The organism is Mesorhizobium sp. WSM4837 (genome assembly GCF_055811435.1).
On the sequence record NZ_JBVVQE010000037.1, the window covers coordinates 49846 to 67175 of the forward strand.

The window sequence follows — 17330 nt, forward strand, 5'->3', positions numbered from 1 at the left end:
ATTTCGCCAATCTCCACCGTCGCAGAAAGAGCGCCAAGGTTGCGGCCAGCTTCTTTCTCCCCGTTTACGGGGAGAAATGCCCGGCAGGGCAATGAGGGGCGGCGCCGGACGATCGAAACAAGTCGCAACACTCGACGACGCCTCCTCCAGTCCGTCGCCAACTCAACATGCAAAAAAGCCGCCGGGTTGCCCCGACGGCTTTGTTGCCTGAGATCTGTACCCGCCGCGCGTACTGCGCGGCGGAAGCCATGTCGGTCAGCATCGGATCGGCGACCTCGACGCCCGACGCCTTGCGGCGCTCGTCGATGATCAGTTCGTCGCGCGAGGTGGCGATGCGCCGGATCTGGCTCATCGTGCCGCCGGTGCCGGCCGGGATCAGACGGCCGACGATGACGTTTTCCTTCAGCCCCTGCAGCATGTCGGTCTTGCCGGCAACCGCCGCTTCGGTCAGCACCCTGGTCGTCTCCTGGAAGGAGGCGGCCGAGATGAAGGACGGCGTCTGCAGCGAGGCCTTGGTGATGCCCAACAGCACCGGCTGGCCTTCGGCCGGCTTCTTGCCGTCTTCGACCAGGCGCTCGTTGACCTCTTCCAGCTCGATCACGTCGACGTGGTCGCCCGGAATGTAGGTCGAATCGCCCTGCGCGGTGATCTCGACCTTCTGCAGCATCTGGCGAACGATCACCTCGATGTGCTTGTCGTTGATCGACACGCCCTGCAGACGGTAGACCTCCTGGATCTCGTTGACGAGGTAGGAGGCAAGCGCCTCCACGCCCTTGATCGCCAGGATGTCGTGCGGCGCCGGATTGCCGTCGAGGATGTAGTCGCCCTTCTCGATGACGTCGCCGTCCTGGAGATGGAACGGCTTGCCCTTCGGGATCAGGTATTCGACCGGCTCAAGCGTCGAGTCATGTGGCTCGATGATGATGCGGCGCTTGTTCTTGTAGTCGCGGCCGAAGCGGATCGTGCCATCGATCTCGGCGATGATGGCGTGATCCTTCGGACGGCGTGCCTCGAACAATTCGGCAACACGCGGCAGACCGCCAGTGATGTCCTTGGTCTTGGCGCTTTCCATCGGGATACGCGCCAGCACGTCGCCGGGGCGAACCTGTGCACCCGGCTCGACCGAAAGAATGGCCTCGACCGAGAGCAGGAAACGAGCGTCGCCGCCCTTCGACAGTTTGCCGACCTTGCCCTTGGCGTCCTGGACGACGATCGCCGGCTTGAGGTCGTTGCCGCGTGGCGTCGAACGCCAGTCGATGACCTCGCGCTTGGTGATGCCGGTCGATTCGTCGGCCGTTTCCTGGACGGAAATGCCGTCGACCAGATCCTCGAACGCCACCTTGCCCTCGATTTCGGTGAGGACCGGGCGGGTGTAGGGATCCCACTCGGCGATGCGCTGGCCGCGCTTCACCTTGTCGCCATCGTCCACGAAGATGCGCGAACCATAGGTGAGGCGGTGCGTGGCGCGCTCCTTGCCGGCCTCGTCGAGGATCAGCACGGCCATGTTGCGGCCCATGACCATCTGCTGGCCGTCGGAGTTGCGCACCACGTTGCGGTTGCGGATCTCGACCTTGCCCTCATACGAGGCTTCAAGGAACGACGAGTCCACCACCTGCGCCGTACCGCCCATGTGGAAGGTACGCATGGTGAGCTGGGTGCCCGGCTCGCCGATCGACTGCGCCGCGATGACGCCGACAGCTTCGCCCTGGTTGACCGGGGTGCCGCGGGCCAGATCGCGTCCGTAGCAGACCGCGCAGACACCGACCCTGACGTCGCAGGTCAGCGCCGAGCGGATGCGGACCGACTGGACGCCGGCCTTTTCGATCTGCTCGACGTCGCGTTCGTCCATCAGCGTTCCGGCCTTGACCAGAACCTCACCGGTGACCGGATGCGTGATGTCGTCGAGCGCCGTGCGGCCGAGAACCCGCTGGCCGACGGAAGCGACGACCTGGCCGGCATCGACGATCGGCTGCATGGTGAGGCCCTTGTCGGTGCCGCAGTCGACGGAGTTGACGATGCAGTCCTGCGCCACGTCGACCAGACGACGGGTGAGGTAACCCGAGTTCGCCGTCTTCAAGGCGGTGTCGGCCAGACCCTTGCGGGCGCCGTGGGTCGAGTTGAAGTACTCGAGCACGGTCAGGCCTTCCTTGAAGTTCGAGATGATCGGCGTTTCGATGATCTCGCCGCTCGGCTTGGCCATCAGGCCGCGCATACCGGCAAGCTGGCGCATCTGGGTGGGCGAGCCGCGCGCACCGGAGTGCGACATCATGTAGATCGAGTTCATCGGCTTTTGACGGCCATTGTCCTCGAACTCGACCGCCTTGATGCGAGCCATCATCTCGTCGGCGACCTTTTCCGAGCACTTGGCCCAAGCGTCGACGACCTTGTTGTACTTCTCGCCCTGGGTGATCAGGCCGTCATTGTACTGCTGCTCGTATTCCTTGGCCAAGGCCTCGGTGTCGGAAACCAGCTTGATCTTGGCATCCGGGATCAGCATGTCGTCCTTGCCGAACGAAATGCCGGCGCGGCAGGCGTGGCTGAAGCCGAGGGCCATGATGCGATCGCAGAAAATGACCGTCTCCTTCTGACCGCAATGGCGGTAGACGGTGTCGATCATCTTGGAGATGTTCTTCTTGGTCATCTCCTGGTTGGCGGTCTCGTACGGCACGTTGACGTTCTTCGGCAGAAGCTCGCCGATGATCATGCGGCCGGGCGTGGTGTCGTAGATCTTCGACGCGACCTTGCCGTCCGCATCGACCGTGCGGAAGCGGCCCTTGATCTTGGAGTGCAGCGTCACCGCCTTGGACTCGAGCGCGTGCTGCAGTTCGCCCATGTCGGCAAACACCATGCCCTCGCCCGGCTCGTTCTGGTTGACGATCGACAGATAGTAGAGACCCAGAACCATGTCCTGCGACGGCACGATGATCGGCGCGCCGGAAGCCGGGTGCAGGATGTTGTTGGTCGACATCATCAGCACGCGGGCTTCAAGCTGTGCTTCCAGCGACAGCGGCACGTGAACCGCCATCTGGTCGCCGTCGAAGTCAGCGTTGAAGGCCGTGCAGACCAGCGGGTGAAGCTGGATCGCCTTGCCTTCGATCAGGATCGGCTCGAATGCCTGGATGCCGAGGCGGTGCAGCGTCGGCGCACGGTTCAACAGCACCGGATGCTCGCGGATGACCTCGTCGAGGATATCCCAGACTTCCGGACGCTCCTTCTCGACCAGCTTCTTCGCCTGCTTGACGGTCGAGGAATAACCCTTGGCGTCGAGACGGGCATAGATGAAGGGCTTGAACAGTTCGAGCGCCATCTTCTTCGGCAGGCCGCACTGGTGCAGCTTGAGCTCCGGACCGGTCACGATGACCGAGCGGCCGGAATAGTCGACGCGCTTGCCGAGCAGGTTCTGGCGGAACCGGCCCTGCTTGCCCTTCAGCATGTCGGACAGCGACTTCAGCGGACGCTTGTTGGCGCCGGTGATGACGCGGCCGCGACGGCCGTTGTCGAACAGCGCGTCGACGGCTTCCTGCAGCATGCGCTTTTCATTGCGCACGATGATGCCGGGCGCGCGCAGCTCGATCAGCCGCTTCAGGCGGTTGTTGCGGTTGATGACGCGGCGATAGAGATCGTTGAGATCGGACGTGGCGAAGCGGCCGCCGTCCAAGGGAACCAGCGGGCGCAGGTCCGGCGGGATCACCGGCACCACCTTCATGATCATCCATTCCGGACGGTTGCCGGACTCCATGAAGTTCTCGACGACCTTGAGCCGCTTCAGATACTTCTTCTGCTTGAGCTCGGACGTGGTCGAAGCCAGCTCCGAACGCAGGTCGCCGGCGATCTTCTCCAGGTCCATGCCGGCCAGAAGGTCGTGGATGGCCTCGGCGCCGATCATGGCGGTGAACGAATCCTCGCCATATTCGTCGACGGCCATCATGTACTCTTCCTCGCTGAGAAGCTGGTGCTCCTTCAGCGCGGTCAGGCCGGGCTCGGTGACGATGTAGTTCTCGAAATAGAGAACGCGCTCGATGTCCTTCAGCGTCATGTCGAGCAGCGTGCCGATACGCGACGGCAGCGACTTCAGGAACCAGATATGGGCGACCGGCGCGGCCAGCTCGATATGGCCCATGCGCTCGCGACGGACGCGCGACAGCGTGACTTCGACGCCGCACTTCTCGCAGATGACGCCCTTGTACTTCATGCGCTTGTACTTGCCGCACAGGCATTCGTAGTCCTTGATCGGACCGAAAATACGCGCGCAGAACAGGCCGTCGCGCTCCGGCTTGAAGGTGCGGTAGTTGATGGTCTCCGGCTTCTTGATCTCGCCGAACGACCAGGACAGAATCTTCTCAGGGCTGGCGAGCGAAATCCGGATGGAATCGAACACCTGTGCAGGCGCCTGGGGATTGAAGAGATTCATGACCTCTTGGTTCATGCCGTTCTCCTTTTCGGGGTCATCGAAAACCCCTTGCATCTAGCGCGGGCCAAACGCCCGCCGACTTGATCGGCCATCGGCCGAAGAAACTTTCTTGTTTGAGCATGATCTTGGCCGAAAACCGGTAACCACTTTTCGGGATCATGCTCGGCGTCCGGCCGCGGGGAACCGCGACCGGACGTCTTGCTTATTCGGCCGCGTCGGGCAGCCGGATCGGATTGTCGTCGAGCTTGGTGTTCTCCAGCTCGACATTGAGGCCCAGAGACCGCATTTCCTTGACGAGAACGTTGAAGCTCTCGGGGATGCCGGCCTCGAAGGTGTCGTCGCCTCTGACGATCGCCTCGTAGACCTTGGTGCGGCCGGCGACGTCGTCCGACTTCACCGTCAGCATCTCCTGCAGCGTGTAGGCGGCGCCGTACGCCTCGAGCGCCCAGACCTCCATCTCGCCGAAGCGCTGGCCACCGAACTGCGCCTTGCCGCCCAGTGGCTGCTGGGTAACGAGCGAGTACGGCCCGATCGAACGCGCGTGGATCTTGTCGTCCACAAGATGGTGAAGCTTGAGCATATATATGTAGCCCATCGTCACTTTGCGATCGAACGGCTCGCCGGTGCGTCCGTCATAGAGCTGCGACTGACCGCTGGTGTGCAGGCCCGCCTGCTCCAGCATGATGTTGATGTCGGCCTCGTGCGCGCCGTCGAACACCGGTGTCGCGATAGAGACGCCGCGGCGCATCTGCTCGCTGAGGCGAACGACGCTCTCGTCGTCATAGTCGCGGACCGGCTCGTTGCGGTCGTTGGCCGGCATGAAGCTCTCGAGCGTCTTGCGCAGCGGCTTGATGTCGCCGCCTGTCTTGTACGCGTCGATCAGCTCGCCGATCTTCCTGCCCATTCCGGCGCAAGCCCAGCCCAGATGCGTCTCCAGGATCTGGCCGACATTCATGCGGCTCGGCACACCCAGCGGGTTGAGCACGATATCGGCATGCGTGCCGTCCTCGAGGAACGGCATGTCCTCGACCGGAACGATCCGCGACACGACACCCTTGTTGCCGTGCCGGCCGGCCATCTTGTCGCCGGGCTGCATCTTGCGCTTCACGGCCACGAAGACCTTGACCATCTTCATGACGCCGGGAGGCATCTCGTCGCCGCGCTGCACCTTCTCGACCTTGTCCATGAAGCGCTGTTCGAGCGCCTTCTTGGAATCGTCGTACTGGCCGCGCAGGGCTTCCAGTTCGCTCTGGAGCTTTTCGTTCTCCACCGCAAACTGCCACCACTGCGAACGCGGATACTCGTCGAGCGTATCCTTCGACAGCTTCGAGCCCTTCTTGAAACCCTTCGGCCCGGCAATCGCATCCTTGCCGACGAGAACGTCGGACAGGCGCGAATAGACGTTGCGGTCGAGAATCGCCTGCTCGTCGTCGCGGTCCTTGGCGAGGCGTTCGATCTCCTCGCGCTCGATCGCCATGGCGCGCTCGTCCTTCTCCACACCGTGGCGGTTGAAGACGCGCACTTCGACGACGGTGCCGAAGGTCCCGGGCGGCATGCGCATGGAGGTGTCACGCACGTCCGATGCCTTTTCGCCAAAAATGGCGCGCAGAAGCTTTTCTTCCGGCGTCATCGGGCTTTCACCCTTCGGCGTGATCTTGCCGACCAGGATGTCGCCCGGCTGCACTTCCGCACCGATATAGACGATGCCGGCCTCGTCGAGGTTCTTCAGCGCTTCTTCCGAGACGTTGGGGATGTCGCGGGTGATTTCCTCCGGCCCGAGCTTGGTATCGCGCGCCATGACCTCGAACTCCTCGATGTGGATCGAGGTGAAGACGTCGTCGGCGACGATGCGCTCGGACAAGAGGATCGAGTCCTCGTAGTTGTAGCCGTTCCACGGCATGAACGCGACCAGCACGTTGCGGCCGAGCGCCAGATCGCCGAGCTCGGTCGACGGACCGTCGGCGATGATGTCACCCTTGTTGACCAGGTCACCCATGCGCACCAGCGGACGCTGGTTGATGCAGGTGTTCTGGTTCGAACGCTGGAACTTCATCAGCCGGTAGATGTCGACGCCCGACTTGCCGGGATCGAGATCTTCCGTGGCGCGGATGACGATACGCGTCGCGTCGACCTGGTCGACGATGCCGCCGCGGCGGGCGCCGATGGCGGCGCCGGAGTCACGGGCGACGATCGGCTCCATGCCGGTGCCGACGAACGGCGCTTCGGCGCGCACCAGCGGCACGGCCTGACGCTGCATGTTCGAGCCCATCAGCGCGCGGTTGGCGTCGTCGTTCTCGAGGAACGGAATCAGCGCCGCGGCCACCGACACCATCTGCTTGGGCGACACGTCCATCAGATCGACGTTTTCGCGCGGCGCCATCATCACTTCGCCGGCATTGCGGCAAATGACGAATTCGTCGACGAAACCACCATTCTTGTCGAGCTCGGCATTGGCCTGCGCGACGTGGTGCTTGGCCTCTTCCATCGCGGAGAGATAGACGACCTCATTGGTCAGCTTGCCGTTGACGATCTTGCGGTACGGGCTCTCGATGAAGCCATACTTGTTGACGCGCGCAAATGTGGCCAGCGAGTTGATCAGACCGATGTTCGGGCCTTCCGGCGTCTCGATCGGGCAGATGCGGCCGTAATGCGTCGGATGCACGTCGCGCACCTCGAAGCCGGCGCGCTCGCGGGTCAGACCACCGGGTCCAAGCGCCGAGAGACGGCGCTTGTGGGTGATCTCCGACAGCGGGTTGGTCTGATCCATGAACTGCGACAGCTGCGAGGAACCGAAGAACTCGCGCACGGCGGCAGCCGCCGGCTTGGCGTTGATCAGGTCCTGCGGCATCACCGTATCGATCTCGATCGAGGACATGCGTTCCTTGATCGCGCGCTCCATGCGCAAGAGGCCGACGCGGTACTGGTTCTCCATCAGCTCGCCGACCGAGCGCACGCGGCGATTGCCGAGATTGTCGATGTCGTCGATCTCGCCCTTGCCGTCGCGCAGTTCGACCAGCGTCTTGACCACGGCCAGGATGTCGTCCTTGCGCAGCACGCGCACGGTGTCCTCGGCCTTGAGCTCGAGGCGCATGTTCATCTTGACGCGGCCGACGGCCGACAGGTCATAGCGTTCGCTGTCGAAGAACAGCGAGTTGAACATGGCTTCGGCGGTTTCCAGCGTCGGCGGCTCGCCGGGGCGCATGACCCGGTAGATGTCGAACAGCGCGTCCTGGCGGCTCTCGTTCTTGTCGACGTTGAGCGTGTTGCGGATATAGGCGCCGACATTGACGTGGTCGATGTCGAGAACCTTGATCTCGTCGTCGCCGGCGGCGAGAAGCACTTTTAGCGTCTTTTCGTCGATCTCGTCGCCGGCCTCGAGGAAAATCTCGCCGGTCGCATAGTTGACGATGTCCTCGGCAAGGTAGTTGCCGAGCAGATCCTCGTCGGTCGCCTTGATCGCCTTGAGACCCTTTTCGCCGAGCTGACGGGCCTGGCGTGCGGTGATCTTCTTGCCGGCCTCGACGACGACCTCGTTGGTGTCTGCATCGACCAGGTCGCCGACAGCCTTGAGGCCGCGGAAACGCTCGACGTTGAACGGGATGCGCCAGTGGTCGCCGGCGCGCTTGTAGGTGATCTTGTTGTAGAAGGTCGACAGGATCTCCTCGGCGTCCATACCGAGCGCCATCAGCAGCGACGTCACCGGGATCTTGCGGCGGCGGTCGATGCGGGCGTGCACGACGTCCTTCGAGTCGAACTCGATGTCGAGCCACGAACCGCGATAGGGAATGACGCGCGCGGCAAACAGCAGCTTGCCCGACGAGTGCGACTTGCCCTTGTCATGGTCGAAGAAGACGCCCGGCGAACGGTGCATCTGCGAGACGATGACGCGCTCGGTGCCATTGACGATGAAGGTGCCGTTCAAGGTCATGAGCGGCATGTCGCCCATGTAGACGTCCTGCTCCTTGATGTCCTTGATCGACTTGGCGCCGGTATCCTCGTCGATATCGAACACGATGAGGCGCAGCGTCACCTTGAGTGGCGCGGCATAGGTCAGGTCGCGCTGACGGCATTCGTCAACGTCGAATTTCGGTGCTTCGAACTCGTACTTGACGAATTCCAGCATCGAGGAGCCGGAAAAGTCGGAAATCGGGAACACCGATTTGAAAACCGCCTGCAGTCCCTCGTCAGGACGCCCGCCCTTCGGCTCCTCGACCATCAGGAACTGGTCATAGGATGCCTTCTGAACCTCGATCAGGTTCGGCATCTCCGCAACTTCCGGAATCTTTCCGAAGAATTTGCGTACGCGTCTGCGGCCATTGAAAGTTTGTGTCTGGGCCATCGTCGCTCCTTAGCTCGATTCTCGGGGCGAGCCTCGCCGCGGCTCGCCTTGCATTCTCGGCCACCTTCGGCGGCGGCCTTTATTTGTTCACCCGCCACCTGTCGATGGCCGGCCAAAACGGGAGAAAACCCGTTTCCTGAAGGCCGGTTTACGGCCCTCAGGAAAGAGGTTTTCGTACTCTTCGCGTTACGCAGCCTCCCTTCGCGCCAAGGGAGCGGCGGACGGCGCGAAGCCGCCCGCCGATATCAAACGCTTACTTCAGTTCGACCTTGGCGCCGGCTGCTTCCAGCTGGGCCTTGAACTTGTCCGCGTCGGCCTTGGAAACAGCTTCCTTGACCGGCTTCGGAGCCGCCTCGACCAGGTCCTTGGCTTCCTTGAGGCCAAGACCGGTGATGGCGCGAACTTCCTTGATGACGTTGATCTTCTGAGCGCCCGCCTCGGTGAGGACGACGTCGAATTCCGTCTTTTCCTCGACCGGAGCAGCAGCAGCCGCAGCACCGCCGGCGGCAGCAACCGCCACCGGAGCAGCAGCGGAAACGCCCCACTTTTCTTCCAGAAGCTTCGACAGCTCGGCCGCCTCGAGGACGGTCAGCTTCGAAAGGTCGTCTACGATCTTTGCCAGATCAGCCATTGCAATATTCCTTCATAAGGTTCGAACGTGTGTTTGTGATAGCGAGGAACGGCCTCATGCCGCCTCGTCCTTCCGGGCGTAAGCGCCGATGACACGCGCGACCGAAGCCGCAGGCGCATTGACGATCTGGGCGATCCGGGTTGCCGGCGTGGCGATCATGCCAACCAGCCTGGCGCGCAGCTCATCGAGCGACGGAAGTGTGGCGAGTGCCTTCACACCGTCGGCGTTGAGCGAGGTGGTGCCCATTGCGCCGCCGAGAATGACGAGCTTGTCATTTCCCTTGGCGAAATCGGACGCGACCTTCGGCGCCGCAATCGGATCCTCCGAATAGGCGATCAGCGTCTGTCCCTTGAACAGGTCGATGATCGATGCGGAGTCCGTGCCCTGAAGGGCGATTTTGGCGAGACGGTTCTTCGCGACTTTGACGGTGCCACCGGCGACACGCATTTTCGACCGAAGGTCGTTCATTTGCGCGACGGTAATACCGGCGTAGTGGGCCACGACGACTGAACCAGCGCCCGAAAACGCTTCATTCAGGCCCGTGACGAGTTCGCGTTTTTCCGCTCTGTCCACTGCCTATCTCCAGTTGACCCCAATCCTGTTAACGGGAACATTCCCATTACGAGGACAGGTGTCGGGTTGCCTTTTGCCGGCCGGGCCATCCAGTAACGGATCTCCCGAACGACGCTCGAGGATCCTGCCCCCTTTCGCCACACCAGCCGGCAAGCCGAATGGTGCGCAGACAAAAGGCAAACACGGTTCGAACCTTTCATTGGAGCAGTCGCTCCGTTGTCCGGTCTTCACCCGTCTCATGCAGGCCCACATGAATTAAGGCCCCCCTTGAACCAAGGCCTGGGGCCGCCCGCAATCTCGGACAGGATGTCCGGAAGCCTTCCGACTTCCGGTACCGGGCCGCCAAGATAAATCGGAGGCCCGGAATTCTGTTTGCGGATCAGCCCTTTAGCGGCAGATCCGAATGGTTCGTATCAGGACGCTGCCAGCGTCGAGACGTCGAGCTTGAGACCAGGGCCCATCGTCGAGGTGACCGACACCTTCTTGACGTAGTTGCCCTTGGCGCCAGCCGGCTTCGCCTTGGTCACAGCGTCAGCGAAGGCGCGGACGTTCTCTTCCAGCGCCTTGACGTCGAACGAGATCTTGCCGACGCCGCCATGAACGATGCCGGCCTTCTCGACGCGGAACTCGACCGCGCCACCTTTCGACGCCTTGACGGCGGCGGTAACGTCGGTGGTGACAGTGCCGACCTTCGGGTTCGGCATCATGCCACGCGGGCCGAGCACCTTGCCCAGACGGCCGACCAGCGGCATCATGTCCGGCGTGGCGATGCAGCGATCGAAGTCGATCGTGCCCTTCTGGACGATGTCGACCAGATCCTCGGCGCCAACGATATCGGCGCCGGCCGCCTTGGCTTCCTCGGCCTTGTCGCCACGCGCGAAAACCGCGACGCGGACGGTACGGCCGGTGCCGTTCGGCAGGTTGACCACGCCACGGACCATCTGGTCGGCATGGCGCGGGTCGACACCCAGGTTCATCGCGATTTCAACGGTCTCGTCGAACTTCACCGAGGACCGGTCCTTGAGCAGCTTCAGCGCATCACCCAAGGCATAGGCCTTGTTGGGATCGATGCCTTCGCGGGTCTTCGATACACGCTTTGCAATCTTTGCCATGATCTCAGCCCACCACTTCCAGACCCATCGAGCGGGCGGAGCCCTCGACCATGCGCATGGCCCCCTCGATATCGGTCGCGTTCAGATCCTTCATCTTCTGCTCGGCGATGGCGCGCACCTTGTCGCGGCCGATCGTGCCGGCCTTGACCTTGCCCGGCTCCTTCGAGCCCGACTTCAGGTTTGCGGCCTTCTTCAGGAAGTAGCTCACCGGCGGCGTCTTCATGACGAAGGTGAACGACTTGTCCTGGTAGTAGGTGATCACGACCGGAACCGGCGATCCCTTTTCCATTTCCTGGGTCTGCGCGTTGAACGCCTTGCAGAACTCCATGATGTTGATGCCGCGCTGACCAAGCGCCGGTCCGATCGGGGGCGACGGCGTCGCCGAGCCCGCGGAAACCTGGAGCTTGAGCTGGCCTGCAATTTTCTTAGCCATCTCTTCCTGCCTTTATCTCATGCCGGTCCCAAATCTGGGAACACCGGCGGTTGCAGTCTGGTGGTGCGGTTCCTGCAGCGGGCTAAAGCCGCATTCGCCTCCCACCCGTTTTGGCGGCGATTTCCACGCCGCCTCCCTCACCGCCGAATTGGCGACAAGGATTTCGGATCAGCCCTTTTCGACCTGTCCGAATTCGAGATCGACCGGCACGGCGCGCCCGAAGATCGAAACCTCCACCTTGAGCCGCGCCCGCTCCTCGTCCACTTCCTGGACGAAACCGTTGAACGAGGCGAACGGACCGTCCGAGACGCGGATCGCCTCGCCGATCTCGAAAGTGACCGACGGCTTCGGCCGCTCGACGCCTTCCTGCACCTGGTTCAGGATGCGCTGGGCCTCGGCCTCGGTGATCGGCACCGGCTTCGAATCACCCAGGAAGCCGGTGACCTTCGGCGTGTTCTTCACGAGCGAGAACACTGCGTCGGTCAGGTTGGCCTTCAGCAGCACGTAGCCCGGGAAGAACTTGCGCTCGGCATCGACCTTGCGGCCGCGGCGTATCTCGACGACCTTCTCGGTCGGCACCACGATCTGCTCGATATCAGCGGACAGGCCTTTCTGCTTGGCCTTGTTCTCGATGTCCTCAGCGACCTTTTTTTCAAAGTTCGAATAGGCGTGGACGATGTACCACCGCGCAGTCATTTCAAGGCTTCTCCGTAATCGCCGGACTCAGCGTCCAATGCCCAGAATCTGCTCGACCGCGAGGCCCATGAGCTGATCGGCAGTAAAGAAAAAGATCATCGCGATCACAGCGAACGCCAGAACCATCACCGTCGAGATCATCGTTTCGCGACGCGACGGCCAAGTCACCTTGGCGGTCTCCGCGCGAACCTGCTGGAGAAAGACGAAAGGATTTGTGGTTTTCGAAGCCATGTGCCGCTCTGTCTGCAAGACCCGTTGACCGGATCTCCTGGATGATCCCGCTGGCCGGGATGTGCCGCCTGAGCCTGTGTTCGCGCCGAATCAGCGCAATCATTTCGCCCATGCAAATCGGACGCGTAAAGCCGGCTTCCCAGCTCCACGCGTCGCGTGTCTGTTTCGTCTACATAAAACCGATTCTTAATCCACGCAAGTGGCAAGTGTCCGCTTTATGCCAAACGCCGCCTCGGAACCATCCAGTCGTCCCGTTCCGGCTATGGCGCTCTTATGCCTCAAGACAGCCTATATGGCAAGCCACCGCGCGATTTTCAAAAGGTCGATGCGCGAAAGACCAGAAATTTTTTCATGAATTGGCCATTTCGAAAAATGGCACGGGCAGCAGGGCTCGAACCTACGACCTGCGGTTTTGGAGACCGCCGCTCTACCAACTGAGCTATGCCCGTATCGCGCGCTGCTATTTCATAAAGCGGACAAGAACTCAAGTCGAGTTTTCAGGCGTGGCCGCGCCAGGCTGCAATCGTCGAAATCCGAGGGCCAGCGCCCAGGCGCATATCAGAAGTTCGAGGGCAAAAGTCCAATGCAACATGAAGCTCATGACCCAGTTGCGATACATCGCCGGAACCGTGACGAGTTCGAGCGCGCGCCGGTCGAACGGCATCAGCCACATGATAGGCGACGCCACTGAGTCCAGGATCATGTGTATCATTGCGGCGGCAAAGAAGGCGCCGACTGGGGCCAGATATCGCGGATCCCGCCATTTCGCGACGGACAGTGCCACAAGGCCAACCGCTGCCCAGAAGAGCGGCCAGTGCGTGACGTAGGCGTGGTGATGGGTTCGTCCGCCATCGACAAAATGGAAATAGACCATGTCGAGGTCCGGGACGACGCTGCCGAGCATTGCCGCCGCCATGATCCCCGATCTGCCGGGCCAACGGTTTCGTGCGAAAGTACCGAGTATGTAGCCAGCCGGAAGATGAGCGATCAGCATCGTCAAACCTTGTTCATTGCCGAATCGGTCGAACGTCGCGGCGGATTGTGGCGCATTCAGGAAGGACTACCCGGCCTCGCCCTATCGCGCTCGGCTGGGGCGTGACTGCGCCTTACAGCTTGACGGCCGCCTCGGCCTGAACCTCGGACGTCGACACGACGCGGCAATTCTCCGGTATTGGCTGCGACTTGCAGATGGTCGGGCCGGTAAATTCATCGGCCGAACCAAGCCCGGTCGTCAGCCCGACTTTCAGCATCGTCTCGGGTTCGAGCTGCCGATGGCGCGAGGCCGGCACCGATCGCATCGCCACCAGCAGACCGGATCCGACCGCCATATCCCTGAGATAGGTTTTGACCCGCTGCTCCAACCCGATCGGGTGCACGGTCAACTGCGCGCGAGGACCGACAAGGCGTCTGACACCGCCGGCAAGCATGATCGGACAGGCCGCGCCACACGCGCCGCTCGCATCGATCGTCAGCCCGACATGGACGCCATCCTCGGCGGTGCAATCCGCCTTGTCCGGCTCGCATCCAATGAAGTCCGTCCGCGCAACCGCCACGTCGAGCTTGCGTTCCCGGATCAACCTTCCGGCGGCCAGAGCGCCGAGCACGTCGCCTCCCGGCGAGTTGATCACCACGGGAAGTCGCCGGTCACCGATCGTGTCCAGCAGTTGGCGCAGCCGTTCCGGCGTTTGAGCGCTGATCGTGCCTTCCGCCGAGATCCATTCGGGACAATTGGGATCGCAGAGAAAACTTCTGCCGCGAACCAGGACGAAGCGCATATCGCCAACATCGGCCCGCTGCCCGGTTTCAGGTTCGACCGGCGCGGCGGGAGCGGGCTTGGCGTACGCCACCACGTCGCCGGCCGGCGCCGGTATTTCCCTGCAGTTCGCGGCCACCGGATCGGTGTTGCACAGGGTTGGCGCGGTCAGCAGGTCGACGGCATCCAGGCTGGTCACGAGCTTCGCCTGCAGCATGTCGTAGGGAGCCAGCTGCTGGATGCTGCTGGCCGGCGTGTTCTTCATCGTCTCGAGCACCGCCTGGCCGACGCCCATTTCGTTCAGATAGGCAGCCAGTCTTTTCTCCACCGACTTGCTCATCTCGTAGGTCTTGTAGCTGCCGGCGTTCTTGCGGCCGACGATCTTCTTGCTGAGGATCTTCTTCTTGCCTCCGACCACGCGATAGGTGGTCCGGTACTGCAATTTCGTGCGGATGTAGGTCGTGGTGATCTGATGCACGCCGAGAAAGGCCCATTGCCCGACGACGCGCTTGATGCCGCCGGCAAACATCAGCGGACAGGCGGAATTGCAGATGGCGCCGCCGGCATAGGCATTGCCGAAATAGCGAGCGCCCTTGCCGTCGTTTTCCTTGCAGCCCTTGGCATCGGGCTGGCAACCGGTGAACCGGGTTTTGCCGACCGCGATATCGAGCTTGCTCTTGCGGAGCAGCCGGCCAAGCGCCAGTGCCGCTTCGACGTTGCCGCCGGGAGAATCCACGACAACGGGCAGTTTTCGGCCACCAAGCCCCTTGAGCGTGCGTTTGAACAGGGCCGGCGTGCCGGCCTCTATCGAGCCTTCAGCCGATATCCATTCCGGGCAGGTCGGTTCGCAACCAGGCGCGCTGCTGCGGACGACGACAAACCGCATCGTCGGACCAAGATCCGGGGCGGATTTTTTGGTGTTCGCCGCGAAGGTAGCGTGTCCCATGACCAGGAACGACGCCAGCAAGATCAGCCCAAGCATCCACCATGCATGACCACTCAGACGGTGCCATGGAACCATTCGGGAAGCCCCCCGCAATGCGATCTATAGTAGTTCAGCTTTGCCGGCTTGCAACAGGGTTTTGCGACGACGAAGGCGCCGGCCGTACCCAAAAAAGTATGCCGGCCGTATCCAAAAGCGAGACGCCGGCCCGAAGACCGCCCTTCGAGGTAGGGCTTTGGGTATTTCAACGGCTACGGCTTTAGTGGGAATTGTGCGTCAATTTTGAGCGCCGATGCCGCCCGACAATTTTGCGGCCTCGGTTCGGTTTTACAGACAGTCGGCCCCACCAAATGGTTCGCCGATTCAGGTCCCGTCGTCAGTCCCATCGTCAACATTGTGCCGGGTTCGAGCCGGAGCCGGTTACGCTTATAATCAAAGCGGTCGAGCGGCGTCGGCGGAAACAGATGCTGCCTGACCGACATTTCCGCTAGATAAGAGCGTATCCGCTCCGCGAATGCCAGTGATTGAACGCTGACTGGCACATGGGGGCCCACGAAACGTCTGACGCCCCCAGCAAGCATGATCGGACAGGCGGCATCGCACCCCGCACCTGAATCGGTCACGACACCAGGATAGAACCCATTCGTTGGCGCGCACCCTTTGTCCTGCGGCTTGCACCCAGTAAAATCGGTGCGCGCAATCGCGACGTCAAGCTTGCGGTCGCGGATCAACCTTCCGATGGCCAAGGCGCTGAGCAAATCGCCCCCCGGCGAACTCACGATCAACGGTAGACGCCGGCCGCCGACCGTGTCGAGCAATCGGCGAAATATCTTCTGCGTATCGGGCGTGATCGTGCCTTGCGCTGCAATCCATTCGGGACAATCGAGACCGCATTTCGGGTCGCTGCTCCGGACCAGGACAAAACGCATCGAATTGTCGACCGGCGCTGAACGGGCGGCCGGCGGAGTGGCCCCTTGGACGGCCGTCACTGCCATCTTGGCCGGCTTGGCATTCGCAGGGATCTCCCTGCAGTTCGCCGGCGCCGGACTCCGCCGGCATATGCACGCCTGCGTAAGTATGTCGAGGGAGGCCCTGCTGGTGACCAGCTTCATCGTCAGCATGTCGTCGAGGGCGATCTGCCGGATATCACTGGCGGGCGTGGCCTTCATTACGTCAAGAACGCCCCGCCCGACGCCCATCTCCTTGAGATAGGCCGACAGCCTCCTCTCAAGCGCCTTGCTCATCTCGTAGGTCTTGTAGCCGACATTGTCTTGAGTGACGGTTTCTGTGGTGAACTTATATTTCTTGCCCCGCACAACTCGATAGGTGGTTCGATATTGCCGTGTTGTGCGGAAATGGGTCGTAGTGATCTGATGGACGCCCAGATGGGCCCAACTGCCGACCACACGTCCGACGCCTCCGGCAAACATCAGCGGACATGCGGAGTTGCACATGGCACCGCCGTCAGACGCAATGCCGAAATATGCCGCGCCCTTGCCGTCATTGGCCCGGCAATCCTTCATCCCGGGCCAACAATCGGAAAACCTGGTTATACCGACGGCGATATCCAGCTGGTTCTTGCGGATTATTCGACCAAGCTGGAGCGCAGCATCGACATTGCCGCCCGGGGAATTGACTATGATCGGCAGTTTGCGGCGGCCGAGCTTCTTCAACGTACGCTTGAGCAGAGCTGGCGTGCCGGCTTCAATGGCGCCTTCTGCCGAGATCCATTCCGGACAGCTGGGCTCGCAGCCGGTCGCGCTACTGCGAACGACGGCGAACCGCATCGGCGAAAAATCATCGGACCAGATCTGCGGGTCGGTCCAAGTCGTCAGATCGGACCATTTTGGGAAGACATCCTCGGCTTTCGCCGCAAAGGCAGCCATCGCCATTGCGACCACCGGCGCCAGGCGAACCAGCCCGCGCCACCACCCGGCCCTACTGTTCAGACGGCGTCCCCGAACCACGCTTGGCAAAAGCCCCCTCGATGCAACCTATAATAGTTGCGGCGGTGGTGCTTGCAACAGCTTTGAAACGACCGCGCAAGATTTTTTCTGCGCGGACCCAGTAAACGTAGAAAGGGCGGCCCGAAGACCGCCCTTCCCTGTCGATCCGACAAATGCCGGCGTCGATTACTCTTTGATGGTGACGACGATGCCGGCACCGACGGTGCGGCCGCCTTCACGGATGGCGAAGCGCAGCTTCTCT

11 protein-coding genes, 1 tRNA gene and 1 pseudogene are annotated in these 17330 nt (G+C 62.0%); all 13 read right to left on the reverse strand.

Translation table 11 applies throughout. The features are described 5' to 3' along the window. Positions 1–235: 235 nt before the first annotated feature. Positions 236–4426 (reverse strand): annotated as a pseudogene (gene rpoC / locus AC0L3D_RS21510) (DNA-directed RNA polymerase subunit beta'); the annotation flags it as partial. A gap of 187 nt (positions 4427–4613) precedes the next feature. Beyond that, on the reverse strand, positions 4614–8750 hold the full coding sequence (rpoB, locus tag AC0L3D_RS21515; protein ID WP_091591204.1) for a DNA-directed RNA polymerase subunit beta: 4137 nt from the start codon (positions 8748–8750) through the stop codon (positions 4614–4616). Positions 8751–9003: 253 nt separating this feature from the next. Beyond that, positions 9004–9381, reverse strand: a complete 378-nt coding sequence (rplL, locus tag AC0L3D_RS21520; RefSeq protein ID WP_023680442.1) for a 50S ribosomal protein L7/L12 — start codon at positions 9379–9381, stop codon at positions 9004–9006. A 54-nt stretch (positions 9382–9435) separates the two neighbouring features. After that, entirely contained in the window at positions 9436–9954 is a 519-nt protein-coding gene (gene rplJ, locus AC0L3D_RS21525; RefSeq protein WP_023798119.1) for a 50S ribosomal protein L10, read from the reverse strand. A 413-nt stretch (positions 9955–10367) separates the two neighbouring features. Next, positions 10368–11066, reverse strand: coding sequence for a 50S ribosomal protein L1 (rplA, locus tag AC0L3D_RS21530; protein ID WP_027155818.1), 699 nt, complete (start codon positions 11064–11066; stop codon positions 10368–10370). 4 nt (positions 11067–11070) lie between these two features. After that, positions 11071–11499 carry a 50S ribosomal protein L11 gene (gene rplK / locus AC0L3D_RS21535; protein ID WP_023798121.1) on the reverse strand — a complete coding sequence of 143 codons (429 nt, stop codon included), beginning with the start codon at positions 11497–11499 and terminating at the stop codon, positions 11071–11073. Positions 11500–11667: 168 nt separating this feature from the next. Further along, the gene (gene nusG, locus AC0L3D_RS21540; RefSeq protein WP_006333333.1) at positions 11668–12195 is read right to left on the reverse strand and encodes a transcription termination/antitermination protein NusG; all 528 of its coding nucleotides are present in this window, start codon (positions 12193–12195) and stop codon (positions 11668–11670) included. A gap of 27 nt (positions 12196–12222) precedes the next feature. Further along, the gene (secE, locus tag AC0L3D_RS21545) at positions 12223–12426 is read right to left on the reverse strand and encodes a preprotein translocase subunit SecE (protein WP_013531408.1); all 204 of its coding nucleotides are present in this window, start codon (positions 12424–12426) and stop codon (positions 12223–12225) included. Positions 12427–12799: 373 nt separating this feature from the next. Then, positions 12800–12875, reverse strand: a tRNA-Trp gene (locus AC0L3D_RS21550). A gap of 35 nt (positions 12876–12910) precedes the next feature. Beyond that, positions 12911–13420 (reverse strand): metal-dependent hydrolase, encoded by a 510-nt coding sequence (locus AC0L3D_RS21555; RefSeq protein ID WP_128248381.1) that lies wholly within the window; start codon positions 13418–13420, stop codon positions 12911–12913. A 112-nt stretch (positions 13421–13532) separates the two neighbouring features. Next, complete coding sequence (locus AC0L3D_RS21560) at positions 13533–15200, reverse strand: COG3904 family protein (RefSeq protein ID WP_473645752.1); 1668 nt, start codon at positions 15198–15200, stop codon at positions 13533–13535. Positions 15201–15373: 173 nt separating this feature from the next. Further along, entirely contained in the window at positions 15374–17014 is a 1641-nt protein-coding gene (locus AC0L3D_RS21565; protein ID WP_473645754.1) for a COG3904 family protein, read from the reverse strand. A gap of 240 nt (positions 17015–17254) precedes the next feature. Next, on the reverse strand, positions 17255–17330 hold a 76-nt coding region (locus AC0L3D_RS21570; protein WP_454589835.1), incomplete at its 5' end, for an EF-Tu C-terminal domain-related protein.